A 19,393-nucleotide genomic window follows, 5' to 3' on the forward strand; every position below is an offset into this window, starting at 1 on the left:
TCCGGGGACACGCCGCCATCGGCCATCCATGGCCGGGGGCGGCTAGCGCGGCATCCATGCCGCGCTGTCCCCTACGCGACGCCTGCGCTCGGCCTTCCAAAGTCGCACTTTGTGGCGTTCACAAAATCTCGGCACACACAAAACCTGTAGGAGCGAATTCATTCGCGAGAGGCCTGTGGGGTTGTGACAAAGCCCAGCACCACGCCCCAAAGCAGAAAAGCAAATGCTTTTGCTCTTCTTCCACGCCAGCCCAGACACCACAAAACGCGACTTGGGTGCAGGCCGAACGCAGGCGGCGCGCAGTGGGCAGCGCGGCATGGATGCCGCGTTAGCCGCCCCCGGCCATGGATGGCCGATGGCGGCGTGCCCACGGAGCGTTGCCGGAGTGAGGGAACCCGACGAAGTCGGGCCAAACCAGGAGCAAATGGTTTTGGTTACTTTTCCCGAAAGAAAAGTGACCCGCCGTAAGGGCGGAACCAATATCAGCCCCACCACAAATAACGGATATACACACAATCTCAGTACACCTGACACACCGCATCGTCCGAATGCGGCCCAGACCGTCGTAACCTCCGATTGCTCCTACAGGGGACCGCGTGACCCGCTGCAAAATGGCTAACCATAACCACAGCACACACAAATAACGGATATATGCACAATCTCGGGCGCGTCAGGTAGACCGCATCGCAGCCTCCCGCTGGTCGTCAACTCCTACAGGGGACGGCGCTAGCCTGAAAAACGCCCATAAAAAAACCCCGCCGAAGCGGGGTTTTTTAACATCGGGGTAAGGCTGGCTTACATCATGCCGCCCATACCACCCATGCCGCCCATGTCTGGCATACCGCCGCCAGCTGGACCTTTGTCATCAACCACATCAGCAATCATCGCTTCGGTGGTGATCATCAGACTGGCGATCGAGGACGCAGCCTGCAGAGCAGAACGAGTCACTTTAGCCGGGTCCAGGATGCCCATTTCGATCATGTCGCCGTATTCGCCGGTAGCAGCGTTGTAACCGTAGTTACCCGAACCCTGCTTGACCTTGTCGACTACCACGCTAGGCTCGTCACCGGAGTTGGCAACGATCTGGCGCAGTGGAGCTTCAACCGCACGACGCAGCAGAGCGATACCGACGTTCTGATCGGCGTTGTCGCCGCGCAGCTCGGAGATGGCCTGCAGCGAGCGAACCAGCGCTACGCCACCGCCAGGTACCACGCCTTCTTCAACGGCTGCGCGGGTTGCGTGCAGGGCGTCTTCAACGCGGGCTTTCTTCTCTTTCATTTCAACTTCTGAACCAGCGCCGACTTTGATCACTGCAACGCCGCCGGACAGCTTGGCCAGACGCTCTTGCAGTTTTTCTTTGTCGTAGTCCGAAGAAGTGTCACCGATCTGCTGGCGGATCTGAGCGATACGGCCGTCGATGTCGGTACGAACGCCAGCACCGTCGATGATGGTGGTGTTTTCTTTGTTCAGCACAACGCGCTTGGCATTACCCAGGTGTTCCAGGGTAGTGGTTTCCAGGCTCAGGCCGATTTCTTCGGAGATCACGGTGCCGCCGGTCAGGACAGCGATGTCCTGCAGCATGGCCTTGCGACGGTCGCCGAAGCCTGGAGCCTTGACGGCTGCGACTTTAACGATACCGCGCATGTTGTTCACAACCAGAGTAGCGAGGGCTTCGCCTTCAACGTCTTCGGCAACGATCAACAGCGGACGGCCGGCTTTGGCCACTGCTTCCAGAACTGGCAGCATTTCGCGGATGTTCGAGATCTTCTTGTCAACCAGCAGCAGCAGCGGGCTGTCGAGCTCGGCAACCATGGTGTCTGGCTTGTTGATGAAGTACGGGGACAGGTAGCCGCGGTCAAACTGCATGCCTTCTACAACCGACAGTTCGTTTTCCAGACCAGTGCCTTCTTCAACGGTGATAACGCCGTCTTTGGTCACTTTTTCCATGGCTTCGGCAATGATGTCGCCGATGGAATTGTCGGAGTTGGCCGAGATGGTGCCGACCTGAGCAATTGCTTTGGTGTCGGTGCAAGGCTTGGACAGCTTCTTGAGCTCAGCAACGATGGCGATGGTCGCCTTGTCGATGCCGCGCTTCAGGTCCATCGGGTTCATGCCGGCAGCGACGGCTTTCAGGCCTTCGTTGACGATGGCTTGAGCCAGAACGGTTGCAGTGGTAGTACCGTCACCAGCGTCATCGTTGGCACGGGAGGCAACGTCTTTGACCAGCTGCGCGCCCATGTTTTCGAAACGGTCTTTCAACTCGATTTCTTTGGCAACCGACACACCGTCTTTGGTGATCAGCGGAGCGCCGAAGCTTTTCTCGATGATGACGTTACGGCCCTTCGGACCCAGAGTTGCTTTTACTGCGTCAGCCAGGACGTTTACACCGGCGAGCATTTTTTTACGGCCAACGTCGCCGAACTTAACTTCTTTAGCAGCCATGATCGATATTCCTTAAATACTTTGTAGTAACGGGAAAATGCGCGGGAATCACTCAGCCTTCGACGACTGCGAGAATTTCGTTCTCGCTCATCACCAGCAGGTCTTCGCCGTCTACTTTCACAGTGTTGCTGCCGGAGTAAGGGCCGAACACCACTTTGTCACCCACTTTCACGGCCAGCGCACGAACTTCACCGTTGTCCAGAACGCGACCAGTACCGACAGCGAGGATCTCGCCACGGTTTGGTTTTTCAGCGGCCGAACCCGGCAGAACGATACCGCCAGCAGTTTTGGTTTCTTCTTCGCTGCGACGGATTACGACGCGGTCATGCAGAGGACGAAGCTTCATTGTCGATCTCCTGATTATGGTTTTTGAACGTCCGGCGATGTCGCCGGCGAGTTTAAACATCCGGGCTTGCCGGTTACGGTTCGCGAGCGAACCGCAGAATACGGTCTGGCGAAACGCGCCAGAAACCTTGCGGTGACCCATACATAAGGGCGTACAAGCTGATTACAAGGCCAACGCTGAAAATTTTTGTGACAGGCGCAGCGTAAAAACAAACGCGGCACCCGAAGGTGCCGCGCAGGCTTGCTGACTGATCACTTGTCGCGATGTTCGAACTCGCCTTCGATGACTTCGCCTTCGATCACGTCCGGCTTACGCGCGCCTGGACGATGCGCGCCAGGAGGTACAGGGCCGCCGGCTAACGGGTCATCGGCGAATGCACGTCGGCGCGCGGCGGAGGCTTCAGCCCGCTGACGGACCTTGACGACCAAGGCTTTGCGCGTGAAGGGCAGCAGGCAGATCAAGCCGAGCACGTCACTGATGAAACCCGGCAACAGCAGCAGACCGCCGCCCACCGTCATCATCAAGCCGTCCATCATCTGTTGTGCCGGCAACTCGCCACGCGACAGCGCTTCGCGAGCGCGCATCGCGGTGGCAAAGCCTGCGACCCGAATAATGAACAAGCCCAACATGGAACCTGCGACGACCAACAGGAACGTCGCCAGGAAGCCGATGGACATTCCGACCTTCACCAGCACGAACAGCTCAAGCACCGGAAAAAGCAAAAATAGAAACAGAAAAACACGCATCAAATGAGTTCCTCGACGGAAGAATGCCTTCCAATAAAACCTAAATGACGTCGCAAGTTCGTGAATTCAAGCCTCGATCGTCTCAGCGGTCGGCCATTTTTCAGCGTGAGCCAGTTGCACCAAGGCTTGGCGCACTTGTGTCGGCGTATTACACGGCTCGCTGAACCCCAGCCAATAAAGGCTGTGGCCTATTCGCAGGTGCATGCCTTCGCTGTCGATACCGACCAATGTGGCTGGCTCGGTTTTGGGCAGGCCGACCAACTCGACGTAATGCGCAATGGCTTTGGTGTGGTCTTCATTCATGTGCTCGACCATGCTGGTTTCAGCAGCGCCGGCAAATGGGTTGGGCAAGGCGATGTCATCGAGCCAGTGAATCGCGCCGAATCCACCGATGAATCGGTAACGCACCGGCGCCAGCACCCAAAAGTCAAAATCGTGGGCGCTGTGGTAGCTCGCTGATTCCGGGAAGTAGCGGTAGTAACGTTGCGCAGCGGCTTCGATGGCCGCCTCGTCAGTGACTTTCGTCGCCTGCGCCATGACCGTGACTCGCCCGACCGCCTGAATATCTTCAGCCTCACGCTCCCCTACCAACAGCGAGCACTTGGCGTCGAGCAGCAGATTATGGGTGTGCTGGGCGATGCGGCTGATCAGGATCAACGGGCGGCCATGGTCATCAAGGCAATACGGCACCACTGAGCCGAAGGGAAAACCGGGCATCGACTTGGAGTGAGTCGACAGCACGCCGCGATATTCTTTGAGCAACAACTCTCGGGCTTGCCGGGCAGCTTTGGCGCTCATGGGGGGCTCCTGAAAATGAAATCCGGCGAACGCGGAAGGAGGCGCTGGCAAATGCCGAGCGGTGAGGCGGATACGATAAGCGTTATCGTTGGCGGGTGCCAGATGGGGAAATTGCAGGTTAACCAAAGTGGGAGCGGACCTGTCCGCGAAGAGGCCCGCCTATCCGATACATCTTCCGCGCTCGACAGATGGCATTCGCGGACAGATCCGCTCCCACAAAAAAACGTATTACCAGGCCACGCCAAACCCTGCGGTGTAGCGCGTGCGGTCCAGATCACCATCCGATGACCCACTGATGATGTCTTTCTCAGCCTTGACGTTGAGCGAAGCCCACTCGGTGACCTTGTAACGCAGGCCGATTTCACTTTCCAGGCTGTAATCCGCCACGCCACTGAGCGGCTTGCCGACTTCGCCGTTGGTGAAGAACTCGACCTTTTTACCGATCAGGTATCGGTTGTAATCCCAAGTGCCGGCGACGGAGTAGAAGTTGTCCTTCTCGCCGTTGGAGTATTCGTAATCAGTGCGGTTGATCAGCGCGCCGAGTTTGAACGCGCCCAACTCGTCATCCCAGAACTGGTAGCCCGGACCGGTACCGACTACACGCTGACGCGCCAGGTCTTCGATGGTGTCGCGCTTATAGGTGAGGCGACCGTCCCAGAACCACTTGTCCGTGATGAATCGGTCCACCGAGTATTCGGCTTCCCAATTATTGGTCGTAGTGAGCTTGTCCTGCGCTTCGCGGTTGTACTCGCCCTTGGCGTTATGTCGCCATTGGCCGTGGGTCGCCGTGGTCTTGAACGCGATGTTGTAGTCGTCGGTGTCGTTCTCGGCGCGCTGGAAATCCAGTGCCGCGTCGATATTGCCCTTCCAGACCAAGTCCGTGACGATTGGCTTGGGCTTCATGATCTGCTGAATACTGGCCAGGTCGACCGTCTTCGGGGCGTCACCGTTGGCCAACGTAACCTTGCCGTCGTCAGCCGCTTTCAGCGATTTGGAGATTTCGCCGTTGTAGGCATCCTGCTTGACCAACAGGTGCTGGTCACTTTCCAACGTCTTGATCTCTTTCCAGTCCAGCGGAATGTCACCCGCGTACTTGGTGTTGAGCAGCAGTTTGCCGCCGTCGAACACTTTGATCGTGCCCGTAAGCTTGTCGCCGTTCTTCAACCAGACGGTATCGGCAAGCAAAGGGGTAGAGGCACTGGTAATAGCGAGGCACAGCAAAGTTCTAGACAACATAGGCGGCGGTAGGGCTCGTATTTGCGAAAAGTCGGGCATTATCCAGCGGGATAACGTCTAGGCAATCCAGGGACCACCAACACAGCACTCACAGACCGTAGGAAATTTCCCAAGTTCCTTGTCGAAATTTTCCACTCATCCTTTTATCAGGAACGAACGCGTGAACGAACAGTCTGCCGCGCCAGAAGACCCTAGCGGCCAATCGCCCGCTGAGGCCCGAAAAACGGCGCTTTATCTGACGCTGCATCAGGTGCCGGAGGGCAAAGTCGTCAGTTATGGGCAATTAGCCGACATTGCCGGTTTAGGACGAGCGGCACGCTTTGTTGGCCGAAGCCTGAGCCAGTTGCCGGACGGTTCGACGTTGCCATGGCATCGGGTCGTCGGCGCAGGCGGCAAGTTGAGTTTGTTGCCCGGAACGGTCTCGGGTGACGAGCAACGTGCTCGTTTGAGGGCCGAGGGCGTGACCATCCGTAACAATCGGGTCGATATGCTACGCCATGGCTGGCGTCCGACAGAGCACAACGGTTAGAGTGCGCCCTTTGTTTTCGTAACCTGAGGCAGATTCCAGCCCATGCCCCGCAAAACCTGGCGCGCCGCGCTCGCCGCATATGCCAGCCCCTCGACGTTTGTACTGCTGCTGCTCGGATTTGCCGCCGGCATGCCCTACATGCTGGTTTTTTCGACGCTTTCAGTCTGGTTGCGCGAAGCCGGTGTCGCTCGCGAAACCATTGGCTATGCCAGCCTCATCGGTCTGGCCTATGCATTCAAATGGGTTTGGTCGCCCCTTCTCGATCAATGGCGCCTGCCAATTCTCGGGCGGCTGGGGCGTCGGCGCTCCTGGCTGGTTTTGTCCCAATCGCTAGTGATTCTGGGTCTGATCGGCATGGGTTTCTGCGATCCCCAGCAGCATTTGTCCTGGCTGATTGCGATTGCCGTGGTGGTGTCGTTCTCGTCCGCCACCCAAGACATCGCCATCGACGCCTACCGGCTGGAAATCGCTTCCGACAGTCAACAAGCCACCCTCGCCGCCAGCTACATGGCCGGTTACCGCGTGGCCGCACTGCTGGCGACGGCCGGCGCGCTGTATTTTGCAGAAGGCTTCGGCTCAACCGGCTTCGCTTACAAACATTCGGCGTGGACCGGCACATACGTGCTGTTCGGCCTGCTGATGCTGCCGGCGCTGGTCACGACGCTGATCATGCGCGAACCCGCCGTGCCATTGCGCACACAGTTGTCGGCGGCGCGTTACGGCTTCATTCACCAGTTGGCCTCGGTGTTCGTGCTGATCATTCTGCTGGTCTCCGTGCCCGCTATGTTCACCCAGCTCTACAACACCGACTTTGCCAGCGTGCTGTTCGAAGGCACGACCTGGAAAGACCTGTTGATGGAAGATCGCGCCTTCCTGCGAGCCATCCTCTATACCATCCTCACTACGCTGTGCTTGTCGTCCATCGGCAGGCGGGGTCTGGCGCCGGTGCTGACGCCCATCAACGACTTCATCCTGCGCTATCGCTGGCAAGCGTTCCTGCTGCTCGGCCTGATCGCCACCTATCGCATGTCCGACACGGTCATGGGCGTCATGGCCAACGTGTTCTATATCGATCAGGGCTTCACCAAGGATCAGATCGCCAGCGTCAGCAAGATTTTCGGCCTGATCATGACCCTCGTCGGCGCCGGCTTCGGCGGCTTGCTGATAGTGCGTTTTGGCATCTTGCCGATTTTGTTCATCGGCGGCGTGACGTCAGCGTCCACCAATTTGCTGTTCCTGATGCTGGCCGACATGGGTCCGAATCTGAAGATGCTGATCGTGACCATCTCGCTGGATAACTTCAGCTCGGGGCTTGCGACCTCGGCCTTCGTGGCCTACCTGTCGAGCCTGACCAACCTCAAGTTCTCGGCCACACAATACGCCCTGCTCAGCTCGATCATGCTGCTGTTGCCGCGCTTGATTGGCGGGTATTCAGGCGTAATGGTGGAGAAGCTCGGCTACCACAACTTCTTCCTGGCGACCGCGTTGATGGGCGTGCCGACCTTGCTGATGATTGCCCTGCATTGGGTGCAGGAATCGCGCAAGGATCAACTGATCGAAGACGCCAAGGCGCTACCGACGCAGACGCCGGTGAATGATCAGCCCTGACGTGTACCGCAACGTAACCTTGTAGGAGCTGACGAGCACCGCGAGGCTGCGATCGCGATCTTCCTGACACACCGCATCGCAGCCTCGCGTTGCTCGTCAGCTCCTACAGGTCCGAACACACAGCAAAAGGCCCCGCGCTTTCACAAGCCGGGGCCTTTTGCTTGATGCGGTGTTGATTACTTCGCAGCAGCCTCTTCCTGCACCACACGAATCACCCGTTGCGGGAACGGGATGTCGATGTTGGCAGCCCGCAGGCGGTCACGAGCTTCGGCGTTGAAGCGGTTCGACACCTCGCCGAAATCGCCGGTCTTGGTCCAGACCCGCAGCGACACGGTGATCGAGCTGTCGCCCAAAGCCGCGACGACGGCTTGCGGCGCCGGGTCCTGCAACACGCGCGGATCGTCGGCCATGTCCAGCAGCACTTGCATCGCCTGCTTCAGATCCGCCTCGTAATCCACGCCCACGTCGAAGGTGATCTTGCGCGTCGGCTGACGATTGGTGTTGGTGATGATGCCGTTCGACAGATTGCCGTTGGGCAGGATGACGGTCTTGTTGTCGCCAGTACGCAGCACCGTGTGGAAAATCTGGATGCTGTCGACGGTACCGGAAACGCCTTGCGCCTCGATCCAGTCGCCAATGCGAAAAGGACGAAACAGCAGAATCAACACCCCACCGGCGAAGTTCGCCAGGCTGCCTTGCAGCGCCAGACCAATCGCCAGACCTGCCGCACCGATGGCCGCGACGAAGGATGTGGTCTCCACCCCGATCATCGACGCCACGCTGACGATCAGCAGTATCTTCAGAATGACGTTCGCCAGAGTACTGATGAAGCCCTGCAGCGCCAGGTCAGCATGACGCAACGCCAACAACGCGCCGATCTTGCTGGTCAGCCGGTTGATCAGCCACCAGCCGATGGTTAACGTCACCAATGCCAGCAGCACGCGGCTGCCGTATTCCATGATCATCGGAATCCAGGCTTGGGAAGCCTTGACCAGATGATCCACCTGATTTTCCAGGTTCAACTCCATCGATGTCTCCTTGCTCGTAAAACGAATGACCGAAACAACGGCACTAAGGCACACGTCATTTCGGTCTGGCTCAGCCCTCCGACGCCCTCAAAACCCTTAGGTTCCCGGTGAACGGCAGTGCTGGCAGGATTAGTCGATCAGTCGCGGAAGTTGTTGAACTGAAGCGGCATGCCGAATTCGTGGCCACGCAGCACGGCCATCGCTTCCTGCAAATCGTCACGTTTCTTGCCGGTCACGCGTACTTGCTCGCCTTGAATGGCGGCTTGTACCTTGAGCTTGGCGTCCTTGATGTGAGCGACGATCTTCTTCGCCAGCTCCTTGTCGATGCCTTCCTTGAGCGTGGCTTCCTGCTTCATCAGCTTGCCCGAGGCGAAAGCGTCTTTGGTTTCCAGGCACTGCACGTCGATCTTGCGCTTGACCAGAGCCAGCTTGAGGATCTCGAGCATCGCTTCCAGCTGAAAGTCGGCCTCGGCGGTCAGGGTGATCGCCAGGTCCTTTTCCTTGAACTCGAAACTGCCTTTACCTTTGAGGTCGTACCGACGGTCGAGCTCTTTGATGGCGTTATCGACGGCATTAGTGACTTCGTGTTTATCCAGTTCGGACACTACGTCGAACGAGGGCATGTAAATTCTCCAATTGAACGGCGCGGCTCAGCTTGTAGATGGAGCGCGCCTGACTTGACGTTATGAAAGCCCGGTCATTATAACGAGACTTTTCCTACCTTCACTGTGAGCCTGCGATGTCGATGTCGGTTTCCTTTATTTCATTGTTGATCACTGCTCTGCGGCGCGCTCGCTGATGTCAGCCATCTGGCACATCCTCGGCGCGGGCAGCCTGGGCAGTCTGTGGGCCACGCGTCTTTTTCGTGCAGGTTTGCAGGTGCAGTTAATCGTCCGGGATGCGGCGCGACTGTCGGCCTATCAGGCGCGAGGCGGTTTAACGCTGGAAGAAAACGGCCGGCGTCAGACCTACGCCATCCCGGCGCAAATCCCACACAGCGGTGAGCCGATTCAGCGTTTACTGGTGGCGTGCAAGGCCTATGACGCTCAGCAGGCGGTTTCAAGCGTGGCGTCACGCCTTGCGCCCGGTGCAGACCTATTGTTGCTGCAAAACGGCCTGGGCAGCCAGGACGCCGTAGCCGCTTGCGTTCCGGCGGCCCGATGCATTTCGATTTCCAGCACTGAAGGCGCCTTTCGCGATCAGGATTTCAGCGTGGTATTCGCAGGACAGGGTTTCAACTGGCTGGGCGATCCGGCCAATCCGGCACCGCCCCAGTGGCTAGACGAGCTGCGAATCGCGGGCATCGCCCATGAGTGGACTCCGGATATCCTGACCCGCCTGTGGCGCAAGCTGGCGCTCAATTGCGCGATCAACCCGCTGACAGTTTTGTATGACTGTCGCAACGGCGGCCTGCTCGAACATGACCTTGAAGTGGCGACGCTGTGCGCAGAGCTGGTCCTGGTGCTCGAGCGCTGCGGCCAGCCTGAATCGGCGCTCGATCTGCATGCCGAGGTGTTGCGGGTGATTCAGGCGACCGCCGCCAATTACTCCTCGATGTACCAGGACGTCGCCCAAAGACGCCGCACCGAAATAAGTTATCTGCTGGGCCATGCCTGCGCCGTCGCTGCGCAACATCAGTGTCAGGCTCCGGCGTTGAACCGGTTGCGCGAGCGCCTGATCAATCACCTGAGCGCGCACGGCCTGCGCGTCGACTGACAAGCGAATCAACGCCAGACAACCAAATTGACGTCCCGGGTTTGCGCGCGTACTGAACAGCGCTACCCTGCCTGTTCCTCATCTGCCTGTGATCGCGCCCCATGCCATTGCGCCAACGTCTGGAAAACCTGCCGGTCGGCCAAAAGCTGCTGGCGGCCCTATTGGTCCTGCTGACCACTGTGTTGGTGGTCGCCAACCTCACGTTTATCAGCGCCGCCTATTACATTTCCCAAGAAGCGATGGCGCCCCAGGCCTTGCAGACCATTGGCCGGTTGATCAGCAATCCGAGCCTGTCGGCCCAAGCGCTGGCCTCCCCCGCCAATGGCCAGGCGCTGCTCAAGGAATTGAAAAACTACGGGCCATTGCGCGCCGCTGCGTTATACGACGCCGACGGCAATCGTCTGGCACAAGTGCAACAGGGCGACAAGCTGCGGCTGCCCGACAACTTTCGCAACATGGAAACCTGGCGCATCACCGAGTTTCGCAACACTCAGGTCATCCCGGTCCCCAAGGCCAATGGCGCGCAGGGCCATTTGCTGCTGGTGGCCAGCAGCGAGCTGCCGACCGCGTTCTACACCGGCACACTGACTGCGAGCCTGGGCATCCTGATTTTCAGCGTGTTGCTGTGGGCAGGCGTGGCGCGGCAGATTCGTCGGTTCATCACTGAGCCCATCTATCAGCTCGAAGACCTGTCGCGCCGCGTAACCCGCGAAGAAAACTATGCACTGCGCGCAACCCCTGGCAATCACGATGAAATCGGCAGTCTGGCCGAGGCCTTCAACACCATGCTGTCGCGCATGGAAGCGCGCGAGCAACAGCTAAAACGCGCCCGCGACGACTCCCAGGACGCCTACGATCAGGCACAAGGACTGGCCGAAGAAACCCGCCACACCAACCGCAAGCTGGAGCTGGAAGTCCAGGTGCGCAGCAAGATCGAGAAGAAACTCACCGGTTTTCAGAACTACCTCAATAGCATCATTGATTCGATGCCCTCGGCGCTGATCGCGCTGGACGAACAGCTGTATGTCACGCAGTGGAATCAGGAGGCAGGCGCGCTTTCCGGTACGCCACTGGACGAGGCGCTGAATCAGCCGATTTTCCTGGCCTTCCCGCCCATGAAGTCATTTCTGCCGCAGATCAAGCAGACGGTCGAGCGCCACACCGTGACCAAGATCGAGCGCGTGACCTGGGTCAAGGGCGACGAACCGCGGCACTACGCGCTGACGTTTTATCCGCTGACCGGTGGTGCCGGGCGTGGCGTGGTGATCCGCATCGACGACATCACCCAGCGTCTGTCGCTGGAAGAAATGATGGTGCAGTCCGAAAAGATGCTGTCGGTGGGCGGCCTGGCGGCGGGCATGGCGCACGAGATCAATAACCCGCTGGGCGCGATCCTGCATAACGTGCAAAACATTCGTCGGCGTTTGTCCCCCGAGTTGCCGAAGAATCTGGAACAGGCCGAGCAGGACGGCGTCGAGCTGACAGCGGTCAATCAGTACCTCAATGCGCGAGAGGTGCCGAAACTGCTGGATGGCATTCAGCAAGCGGGCGCGCGGGCGGCGAAGATCGTCAGCCACATGCTCAGTTTCAGCCGCCGCAGCAATCGCGAAATGGCCCCGTGCGATCTGCCCGCGCTGATCGATCAAGCGGTGGAAATCGCCAGCAACGACTTCGACCTGACCATCGGTTTCGACTTCAAGGGCCAGAACATCACGCGTCAGTTCGATCCTGAACTAGGCCCGGTGCCGGGCACTGCAAACGAGCTGGAACAGGTGCTGCTCAATCTGCTGAAAAACGCGGCGCAAGCGATCCATCAACGACCAGAAGACAGCGAGCCGGGGCGTATCACATTGCGCACGCGGCTGAACCCGCCGTGGGCCGAAATCCAGGTCGAAGACAACGGCGTCGGCATGCCCGAAAGCGTGCGCAAACGTACCTTCGAGCCGTTTTTCACCACCAAGGAGATCGGCCAGGGCACAGGTCTTGGCCTGTCGGTTTCGTATTTCATCATCACCAACAATCACAAGGGCCAGATGGAAGTGCATTCCACGCTGGGCCAGGGTACCTGTTTCACCTTGCGCTTGCCGCTGGCAGGCAGCCAGATCAGCGCCCCGGTTCAAGTCATCAGTCCGTTGTAACGAGGAGATTCCAACATGGGTTTTCGCTTGTCGAAGATTTACACACGCACGGGCGATCAAGGCGAAACCGGCCTGGGCGATGGGCGTCGGGTGCCCAAAGACCATCCGCGCGTCGAAGCGATGGGTGAGGTGGACACGTTCAACAGTCAGTTGGGGCTGCTGCTCGCAGGGCTGGCCGATCACGTGGCGCACACACCTGGGTTGCAGGAAGTGATCGATGTGCTGACGCCGTGTCAGCATCGGTTGTTCGATCTGGGCGGCGAGCTGGCAATGCCGGAATATCAGGCGTTGAACGCAGCAGAAATCGACCGGCTGGAAGCAGCGATTGATCTGTGGAACGAAGAACTGGGGCCGCTTGAGAATTTCATTTTGCCGGGCGGCTCAGCGCTGATCGCGCAGGCCCATGTCTGCCGCAGCCTGGCGCGTACTGCCGAGCGACGTTGTCAGCATTTGAACGCGGTTGAGCCATTGGCCGGAGTCGGGCTGGCGTATATCAATCGGATGTCGGACTTGTTGTTCGTCGCAGCCAGGATGATTGCGCGGCGTCAGGGGATTGCCGAGATTTTGTGGGAAGTGGCGAAGAAGCCGGATTAAGCCCTGAATCTGTTGGAGCGAGGCTTGCCCGCGAAGTCATCGACGCGGGCTATCTGACTCACCGCGTCGTCAGCTTCGCGGGCAAGCCTCGTTCCAACAGGTCAGAGTCGCGGCTCAAAGCTATTCAGGCCAAAACGCGCGAATTCCGGCCACGCCTTGCGCGCCGATATCCCATGCGCGCTGACGTTCGTTGGGCCCTACCCCGCCCAGCAAAAACACCGGCTTGCTGAACCCCTGAATCAACTCACTCGCCTGCTCCCAACCCAGCGGCTGAGCATCAGGATGAGTCTTGGTTTTCTGCACCGGCGACAGCGTGACGAAATCCACACCCATCAGCTCGGCCAGTTCCAGCTCTTCAGCGTTGTGACAGGAGGCCGCCAGCCAGCGATCCGCCGGCAACGGTCGCCCATTGGCAGCGTGCTTGCGCAGTTGCGCCGATGTCGCGTGCCATCCTGCGGCCGGGAAATCCCCCAGCCACTCGAACGGCCCCTTGAGCATCAAACTCGCCTTACCGGCACAAAGCCCCACCGCGTCCACCGCGATGTCGCGATACTTGGGGTCGTACATGTTCGGCGCACGCAGCTGAATCAGCTTGATCCCACCCGCCACGGCCTTCCGAATGCCTTGCAGCAACTGCGGTGTTTCCAGGCCGTCCGGCGTGATCAGGTATTCGCCCGGCAAACGTGCCGCCGCGACGATGGGCTGATTGGCCGCCGGAAATTCGTACTCGGGCAACTCGCGACTGGTGACCCACGCCAACGGCTGACCTTCGGCGCCGTGGGGCTCGCCCGTGAATGACGACACTTCCCAGACATCCAGCAGAACTTGTTTGTCCGGGTAGTCGTGATTGATCTGGATCAGAGGGCGCGCGGCAGTGACCACGATGCCCAGCTCTTCGTGCAGCTCACGGGCGAGTGCGGCCTGGACTGCTTCGCCGGGCTCGACCTTGCCACCCGGAAACTCCCACAAACCGCCTTGGTGCTGGGTGTCAGCACGCCGGGCGATGAGGATTTTGCCGTCGGCGCAACGAATGACCGCCGCGGCGACATGAACTCGTTTCACGATCAACCTTCCTCCAGACCTGCCTGCTGCCAACGCTTGAACGCAGGCCATTGGTAGATGGTGTCGACGTAGGCAGCGGCGTCGGCGGGCAATTCCACGCGGTAGGTACTCAAGCGAACCGCTACCGGCGCAAAAAACGCATCGACGATGCTGGGCTTGCCGAACAGAAACGGACCTTGTTCGGTCGAGGCCGCGCGGCATTCGGCCCACAGCGCAACGACGCGCTCGATGTCGTCCTGAGTGTCGACGGAAATGACTTCCAGCGCCTGGTCACGGCGCAAGTCCATGGGCATGTGCGAACGCAAGCTCGTGAAGCCGCTGTGCATCTGCGCACAGGCGGAACGCGCCTGCGCCCGGGCCGCAGGGTCACGCGGCCAGAGATCGGCCTTGGGAAAGAGCTCGACCAGGTATTCGCAGATCGCCAGGGAATCAACGATAGTGCCGTGCTCGCAAACCAGCGCGGGCACCTTGCCGGTAGGCGAATGCTGCAGAATCTGGGCGCGGGTGTCGGGCTTGTTGAGCGCAATTATCTGCTCGGTGAAAGGCGCACCGATCGTTTCCAGCACAAGCCAAGGGCGCATGGACCAGGAGGAGTAGCGTTTGTCGCCGATGATCAGGTGCAGGCTCATGGTTTAGCTCCGTTATGTGATCGTCAAACTCTGTAGGAGCGAACTTGTTCGCGAAGCGGTGTGCCTGATAGACCGAATCAAGCTCTCGCCAACAAGTTGGCTCCTACAGGACAGAGCGCGTTACGTGCGGTATTCCGCGTTGATCTTCACGTACTCGTGGGACAAATCGGTGGTCCAGATGGTTTCGCTGCAATCGCCACGACCCAGCTCGATGCGGATGGTGATTTCTGCTGCGGCCATCACCGCAGAACCCTGCTCTTCAGTGTAAGTGGTAGCACGGCAACCCTGACTGGCAATGCACACGCCGCTCAGGAACACGTCAATCTTGCTCACGTCCAGATCCGGCACGCCCGCACGGCCGACCGCCGCCAGAATACGACCCCAGTTCGGATCCGACGCAAACAGTGCGGTCTTGATCAGCGGCGAATGCGCCACCGCGTAACCGACGTCCAGGCATTCCTGATGATTACCGCCGCCGTTCACTTCCACGGTCACGAACTTGGTCGCGCCTTCGCCGTCACGCACGATGGCCTGAGCGACTTCCATGCACACGTCGAACACCGCACGCTTGAGCGCATCGAACAGCGGACCTTTGGCTTCGGTGACTTCAGGCAGAGCGGCCTGACCGGTTGCAATCAGCATGCAGCAGTCGTTGGTAGAGGTGTCGCCATCGATGGTGATGCGGTTGAACGACTTGTTCGCGCCGTCACGAATCAGGTCCTGCAACACGCTTTTGGACACTTTGGCGTCGGTGGCAATGTAGCCAAGCATGGTCGCCATGTTCGGACGAATCATGCCCGCGCCCTTGCTGATGCCGGTCACAGTGATCGTTACGCCGTCGATCTGGAACTGACGGCTCGCGCCCTTGGGCAGCGTGTCGGTGGTCATGATCCCGGCGGCCGCAGCGGCCCAGTTATCCACAGACAAATCGTCCAGCGCCGCTTGCAGCGCGCCCTCGATCTTTTCCACAGGCAACGGCTCACCGATCACACCGGTGGAGAATGGCAGCACGGCACTGGCCTCAACGCCGGTCAGCTCAGCCAGTTTCGCGGTGGTGCGCTCTGCGGCCAGCAAGCCTGGTTGCCCGGTGCCTGCGTTGGCGTTGCCAGTATTGGTCAGCAGGTAACGCACGGTGCCTTGGGTGCGTTGCTTGGACAAAATCACCGGCGCTGCGCAGAACGCGTTGAGGGTGAACACGCCCGCCACGGTAGAGCCTTCGGCGCAGCGCATGACGACGACGTCTTTGCGCCCCGGACGTTTGATGCCCGCGGAGGAGATGCCGAGTTCAAAACCGGGAACCGGGTGCAGCGTCGGCAAAGGACCAAGACCAACAGCCATGAAGTGCGCTCCTCGAGAATTACCTGTGCCGTCTGGCAGCACGCCAGTACGACTCGATCGATTGAAAAACGCCGCGACGGGTAAGCCGGTCGCGGCGTGATGTTGTATCAGTTCAGCTAGAGCAACTCAGCAAAAAATGCTTAGTTGATCTGACCGTGACAGTGCTTGAATTTCTTGCCCGAACCGCACCAGCACAGCTCGTTGCGACCCTGCTTCTGATCGTTGCGAACCGGGACAGTGGCCACCGCAACGTCTTCACCGTCTTCGGCCAACAGCGCTTGCGGCTGGTCCAGACCCGGTGCTTCGTCGTGCTGGAACTGCATGCGCGCGGCCAGTTCTTCGGCTTCGCGACGCAGACGCGCTTCTTCCTCGGCCTGATCTTCGCGGCGAACCTGAACGTGTGACAGCACACGAATGGTGTCGCGCTTGATCGAGTCCAGCAATTCCTGGAACAGGGTGAACGACTCGCGCTTGTATTCCTGCTTCGGGTTCTTCTGAGCGTAGCCACGCAGGTGGATGCCGTGACGCAGGTGGTCCATGGTCGACAGGTGGTCTTTCCACAGATCGTCAACGACGCGCAGCAGGATTTGCTTCTCGAAGCTGCGCAATGCATCGGCGCTGGCCTGGTCTTCCTTCTCGGTGTAAGCCGACATGATGGCTTCCAGGAGTTTCGGACGCAGAGTGTCTTCGTGCAGGTGATCGTCTTCGTCGAGCCATTGCTGGATCGGCAGTTTCACACCGAAATCGCTGTTCAGTGCAGCTTCCAGACCGGCCACGTCCCACTGCTCTGGCAGCGACTGTGGCGGAATGTGCGCGCTGATGGTGGTGTCCAGGACTTCTTCGCGGAACTCGGCAATAGTGTCTCCAATGTTGTCAGCAGCCAGCAGGCTGTTGCGCATGTGGTAGATCACTTTACGTTGTTCGTTGGAAACGTCATCGAACTCGAGCAGTTGCTTACGGATGTCGAAGTTACGGCCTTCAACCTTGCGCTGCGCCTTCTCGATCGCGTTGGTCACCATGCGGTGCTCGATCGCTTCGCCGGACTGCATGCCCAGCGCTTTCATGAAGTTCTTCACCCGATCAGAGGCAAAGATGCGCATCAGGCTGTCTTCCAGCGACAGGTAGAAACGGCTCGAACCGGTGTCGCCCTGACGACCCGCACGACCACGCAATTGGTTGTCGATACGGCGTGATTCGTGACGCTCGGAGGCAATGACGTGCAGACCGCCCGCCTCGATCACTTGCTGATGACGCTTCTGCCAGTCGGCCTTGATCTGTGCGATCTGCTCAGGGGTCGGGTCTTCCAGGCTTGCCACTTCAACTTCCCAGTTGCCGCCCAACAGAATGTCTGTACCACGACCGGCCATGTTGGTGGCGATGGTCAGCGCACCCGGACGACCGGCCTGGGCAATAATCTCGGCTTCTTTTTCGTGGAACTTGGCGTTCAGAACCTTGTGCTCGATGCCTTCCTTGTTCAACAGGCGGGACATGTGCTCGGAGGTTTCGATGGTCGCGGTACCCACCAGCACCGGACGATTCTCGGCCATGCAGGCCTTGATGTCGGTGACGATGGCGGCGTATTTTTCTTCGGCCGTCAGGTACACCAGGTCGTTGAAGTCTTTACGCGCCAACGCTTTGTTCGGCGGGATGACCATCACCGCCAAGGTGTAGATCTGGTGAAATTCGAACGCTTCGGTGTCCGCTGTACCGGTCATGCCGGACAGTTTGTTGTACAGACGGAAGTAGTTCTGGAACGTGGTCGAGGCCAAGGTCTGGCTTTCGGCCTGGATGTTCAGACCTTCCTTCGCTTCGATGGCCTGGTGTAGGCCTTCGGACAAACGACGACCCGGCATGGTACGGCCGGTGTGTTCGTCGACCAGCAGGATCTGACCGTCTTGGACGATGTATTCGACGTTGCGGTTGAACAGCTTGTGTGCACGCAAACCGGCATAAACGTGAGTCAGCAGACCCAGATTGTGCGCAGAGTACAGGCTCTCGCCGACAGCCAGCAGGCCGACTTCGGTAAGCATTTCTTCGATGAACTGGTGACCGGACTCGTTCAGCTCGACCTGACGAGACTTCTCGTCGATGGTGAAGTGACCTTGCTTGGTAACGACGCCTTCCACTTCCTCGATGTGTTGCTCGAGTTTGGGGATCAGCTTGTTGATTTCGGTGTATAGCTTGGAGCTGTCTTCGGCCTGACCGGAGATGATCAGCGGCGTACGCGCCTCATCGATCAGGATGGAGTCGACTTCGTCGATCACAGCAAAATTGAGCTCGCGCTGGAACTTGTCTTCCATGCTGAAAGCCATGTTGTCGCGCAGGTAATCGAACCCGAATTCGTTGTTGGTGCCGTAGGTGATGTCCGACGCGTAAGCAGCACGTTTCTCTTCAGGCGGCTGGAAAGGCGTGACAACGCCGACAGTCAAACCGAGGAATTCGTACAGCGGACGCATCCAGTTGGCGTCACGACGAGCCAGGTAATCGTTCACGGTCACAACGTGCACGCCCTTGCCGGACAGCGCGTTGAGGTACACCGCCAGTGTTGCCACCAGGGTCTTACCTTCACCGGTACGCATTTCGGCAATCATGCCTTCGTGCAGGGTGTTACCACCGATGAGCTGTACGTCGAAGTGACGCATACCCATGACGCGCTTGCCCGCTTCCCGTGCAACCGCAAAGGCTTCGGGGAGGAGCTGATCGAGGGTCTCACCTTTGGCTAAGCGGGCCTTGAACTCTTCGGTCTTGGCACGCAATTGCTCGTCCGAAAGGGCCACCATTTGCTCTTCGAAGGCATTGACGAGTTGCACCGTCTTGAGCATGCGCTTTACTTCACGCTCGTTCTTGCTTCCAAAAAGTTTTTTTAACAAAGGCGCAAACATATCGACAGGATCTTCCACACATAGAGATGGAGGGCGGCCCCGTGAGTCGCCCGTGCAGCCCTCATGGCCGCATGCGAACGAGCATTCTACCCGGAAATGGTGGTGAGGAAAGTGGCGTTATTCCACGATGCTGGCACAGCGCTGTTACGGGGCAGATTAACAATAGGGGCTTTTTTCCTGACTTCAACCCGTCACACAACGATGTTTGGTTAAAGTTTCTTCATTGTTCTAGCCAGCAAATGCATCGAACGTCTCGACTGACCGGGGTAAAAATTCTCTTTCTGCTACCATGGCGCCTTGT

At 58.9% G+C, this 19,393-nt stretch carries 16 protein-coding genes; 5 read left to right on the forward strand and 11 right to left on the reverse strand.

The genetic code is table 11. The annotated features are described in order from the left end of the window. Window positions 1-795 precede the first annotated feature (795 nt). From groL to ACWKWM_RS25880, 5 genes are all read right to left on the reverse strand, one after another. On the reverse strand, window positions 796-2,442 hold the full coding sequence (gene groL / locus ACWKWM_RS25860; protein ID WP_268797777.1) for a chaperonin GroEL: 1,647 nt from the start codon (window positions 2,440-2,442) through the stop codon (window positions 796-798). A 52-nt stretch (window positions 2,443-2,494) separates the two neighbouring features. Beyond that, complete coding sequence (locus ACWKWM_RS25865) at window positions 2,495-2,788, reverse strand: co-chaperone GroES (protein WP_268797778.1); 294 nt, start codon at window positions 2,786-2,788, stop codon at window positions 2,495-2,497. A 251-nt stretch (window positions 2,789-3,039) separates the two neighbouring features. Beyond that, window positions 3,040-3,534 (reverse strand): FxsA family protein, encoded by a 495-nt coding sequence (locus ACWKWM_RS25870; protein ID WP_483848837.1) that lies wholly within the window; start codon window positions 3,532-3,534, stop codon window positions 3,040-3,042. A 66-nt stretch (window positions 3,535-3,600) separates the two neighbouring features. After that, the gene (locus ACWKWM_RS25875) at window positions 3,601-4,332 is read right to left on the reverse strand and encodes a HugZ family pyridoxamine 5'-phosphate oxidase (protein WP_483848838.1); all 732 of its coding nucleotides are present in this window, start codon (window positions 4,330-4,332) and stop codon (window positions 3,601-3,603) included. A gap of 228 nt (window positions 4,333-4,560) precedes the next feature. Next, window positions 4,561-5,568, reverse strand: a complete 1,008-nt coding sequence (locus tag ACWKWM_RS25880) for a DUF481 domain-containing protein (RefSeq protein ID WP_483848839.1) — start codon at window positions 5,566-5,568, stop codon at window positions 4,561-4,563. Window positions 5,569-5,728: 160 nt separating this feature from the next. On the opposite strand from ACWKWM_RS25880, the gene ACWKWM_RS25885 reads away from it, so the two are divergent. Beyond that, window positions 5,729-6,097, forward strand: a complete 369-nt coding sequence (locus ACWKWM_RS25885) for an MGMT family protein (RefSeq protein WP_483848840.1) — start codon at window positions 5,729-5,731, stop codon at window positions 6,095-6,097. Between the two features lie 42 nt (window positions 6,098-6,139). Then, window positions 6,140-7,705, forward strand: coding sequence for an AmpG family muropeptide MFS transporter (locus ACWKWM_RS25890; protein ID WP_483848841.1), 1,566 nt, complete (start codon window positions 6,140-6,142; stop codon window positions 7,703-7,705). A 176-nt stretch (window positions 7,706-7,881) separates the two neighbouring features. Here ACWKWM_RS25890 and ACWKWM_RS25895 read toward each other — a convergent pair whose 3' ends face one another. Both ACWKWM_RS25895 and ACWKWM_RS25900 read right to left on the reverse strand, forming a co-directional pair. Continuing rightward, on the reverse strand, window positions 7,882-8,733 hold the full coding sequence (locus ACWKWM_RS25895; protein ID WP_483848842.1) for a mechanosensitive ion channel family protein: 852 nt from the start codon (window positions 8,731-8,733) through the stop codon (window positions 7,882-7,884). A gap of 137 nt (window positions 8,734-8,870) precedes the next feature. Next, window positions 8,871-9,356 carry a YajQ family cyclic di-GMP-binding protein gene (locus ACWKWM_RS25900; protein ID WP_483848843.1) on the reverse strand — a complete coding sequence of 162 codons (486 nt, stop codon included), beginning with the start codon at window positions 9,354-9,356 and terminating at the stop codon, window positions 8,871-8,873. Between the two features lie 175 nt (window positions 9,357-9,531). Here ACWKWM_RS25900 and ACWKWM_RS25905 point away from each other — a divergent pair, with 175 nt between their 5' ends. From ACWKWM_RS25905 to ACWKWM_RS25915, 3 genes are all read left to right on the forward strand, one after another. Further along, on the forward strand, window positions 9,532-10,449 hold the full coding sequence (locus ACWKWM_RS25905; RefSeq protein ID WP_483848844.1) for a putative 2-dehydropantoate 2-reductase: 918 nt from the start codon (window positions 9,532-9,534) through the stop codon (window positions 10,447-10,449). 101 nt (window positions 10,450-10,550) lie between these two features. Continuing rightward, a complete protein-coding gene (locus tag ACWKWM_RS25910; RefSeq protein ID WP_483848845.1) occupies window positions 10,551-12,587 on the forward strand; it encodes an ATP-binding protein in 2,037 nt (678 codons plus the stop codon). 15 nt (window positions 12,588-12,602) lie between these two features. Next, window positions 12,603-13,181, forward strand: a complete 579-nt coding sequence (locus ACWKWM_RS25915; RefSeq protein ID WP_483848846.1) for a cob(I)yrinic acid a,c-diamide adenosyltransferase — start codon at window positions 12,603-12,605, stop codon at window positions 13,179-13,181. Window positions 13,182-13,301: 120 nt separating this feature from the next. On the opposite strand, the gene ACWKWM_RS25920 is transcribed toward ACWKWM_RS25915, so the two are convergent. From ACWKWM_RS25920 to secA, 4 genes are all read right to left on the reverse strand, one after another. Next, window positions 13,302-14,243 (reverse strand): Nudix family hydrolase, encoded by a 942-nt coding sequence (locus tag ACWKWM_RS25920; protein WP_483848847.1) that lies wholly within the window; start codon window positions 14,241-14,243, stop codon window positions 13,302-13,304. A gap of 2 nt (window positions 14,244-14,245) precedes the next feature. Continuing rightward, window positions 14,246-14,872, reverse strand: a complete 627-nt coding sequence (locus ACWKWM_RS25925; RefSeq protein ID WP_483848848.1) for a glutathione S-transferase family protein — start codon at window positions 14,870-14,872, stop codon at window positions 14,246-14,248. A gap of 120 nt (window positions 14,873-14,992) precedes the next feature. Continuing rightward, the gene (gene argJ / locus ACWKWM_RS25930) at window positions 14,993-16,210 is read right to left on the reverse strand and encodes a bifunctional glutamate N-acetyltransferase/amino-acid acetyltransferase ArgJ (RefSeq protein WP_483848849.1); all 1,218 of its coding nucleotides are present in this window, start codon (window positions 16,208-16,210) and stop codon (window positions 14,993-14,995) included. A gap of 140 nt (window positions 16,211-16,350) precedes the next feature. Next, window positions 16,351-19,092 carry a preprotein translocase subunit SecA gene (gene secA / locus ACWKWM_RS25935; protein WP_483848850.1) on the reverse strand — a complete coding sequence of 914 codons (2,742 nt, stop codon included), beginning with the start codon at window positions 19,090-19,092 and terminating at the stop codon, window positions 16,351-16,353. Between the last annotated feature and the right edge of the window lie 301 nt (window positions 19,093-19,393).

It is taken from the genome of Pseudomonas rosaeacicularis, from assembly GCF_057128745.1.

Bases quoted from the DNA above. Each gene is read 5' to 3' on its own strand.
- groL (WP_268797777.1), bottom strand. From the start codon at position 2,442: ATGGCTGCTAAAGAAGTTAAGTTCGGCGACGTTGGCCGTAAAAAAATG.
- ACWKWM_RS25865 (WP_268797778.1), bottom strand. From the start codon at position 2,788: ATGAAGCTTCGTCCTCTGCATGACCGCGTCGTAATCCGTCGCAGCGAA.
- ACWKWM_RS25870 (WP_483848837.1), bottom strand. From the start codon at position 3,534: ATGCGTGTTTTTCTGTTTCTATTTTTGCTTTTTCCGGTGCTTGAGCTG.
- ACWKWM_RS25875 (WP_483848838.1), bottom strand. From the start codon at position 4,332: ATGAGCGCCAAAGCTGCCCGGCAAGCCCGAGAGTTGTTGCTCAAAGAA.
- ACWKWM_RS25880 (WP_483848839.1), bottom strand. From the start codon at position 5,568: ATGTTGTCTAGAACTTTGCTGTGCCTCGCTATTACCAGTGCCTCTACC.
- ACWKWM_RS25890 (WP_483848841.1), top strand. From the start codon at position 6,140: ATGCCCCGCAAAACCTGGCGCGCCGCGCTCGCCGCATATGCCAGCCCC.
- ACWKWM_RS25895 (WP_483848842.1), bottom strand. From the start codon at position 8,733: ATGGAGTTGAACCTGGAAAATCAGGTGGATCATCTGGTCAAGGCTTCC.
- ACWKWM_RS25900 (WP_483848843.1), bottom strand. From the start codon at position 9,356: ATGCCCTCGTTCGACGTAGTGTCCGAACTGGATAAACACGAAGTCACT.
- ACWKWM_RS25905 (WP_483848844.1), top strand. From the start codon at position 9,532: ATGTCAGCCATCTGGCACATCCTCGGCGCGGGCAGCCTGGGCAGTCTG.
- ACWKWM_RS25910 (WP_483848845.1), top strand. From the start codon at position 10,551: ATGCCATTGCGCCAACGTCTGGAAAACCTGCCGGTCGGCCAAAAGCTG.
- ACWKWM_RS25915 (WP_483848846.1), top strand. From the start codon at position 12,603: ATGGGTTTTCGCTTGTCGAAGATTTACACACGCACGGGCGATCAAGGC.
- ACWKWM_RS25925 (WP_483848848.1), bottom strand. From the start codon at position 14,872: ATGAGCCTGCACCTGATCATCGGCGACAAACGCTACTCCTCCTGGTCC.
- argJ (WP_483848849.1), bottom strand. From the start codon at position 16,210: ATGGCTGTTGGTCTTGGTCCTTTGCCGACGCTGCACCCGGTTCCCGGT.
- secA (WP_483848850.1), bottom strand. From the start codon at position 19,092: ATGTTTGCGCCTTTGTTAAAAAAACTTTTTGGAAGCAAGAACGAGCGT.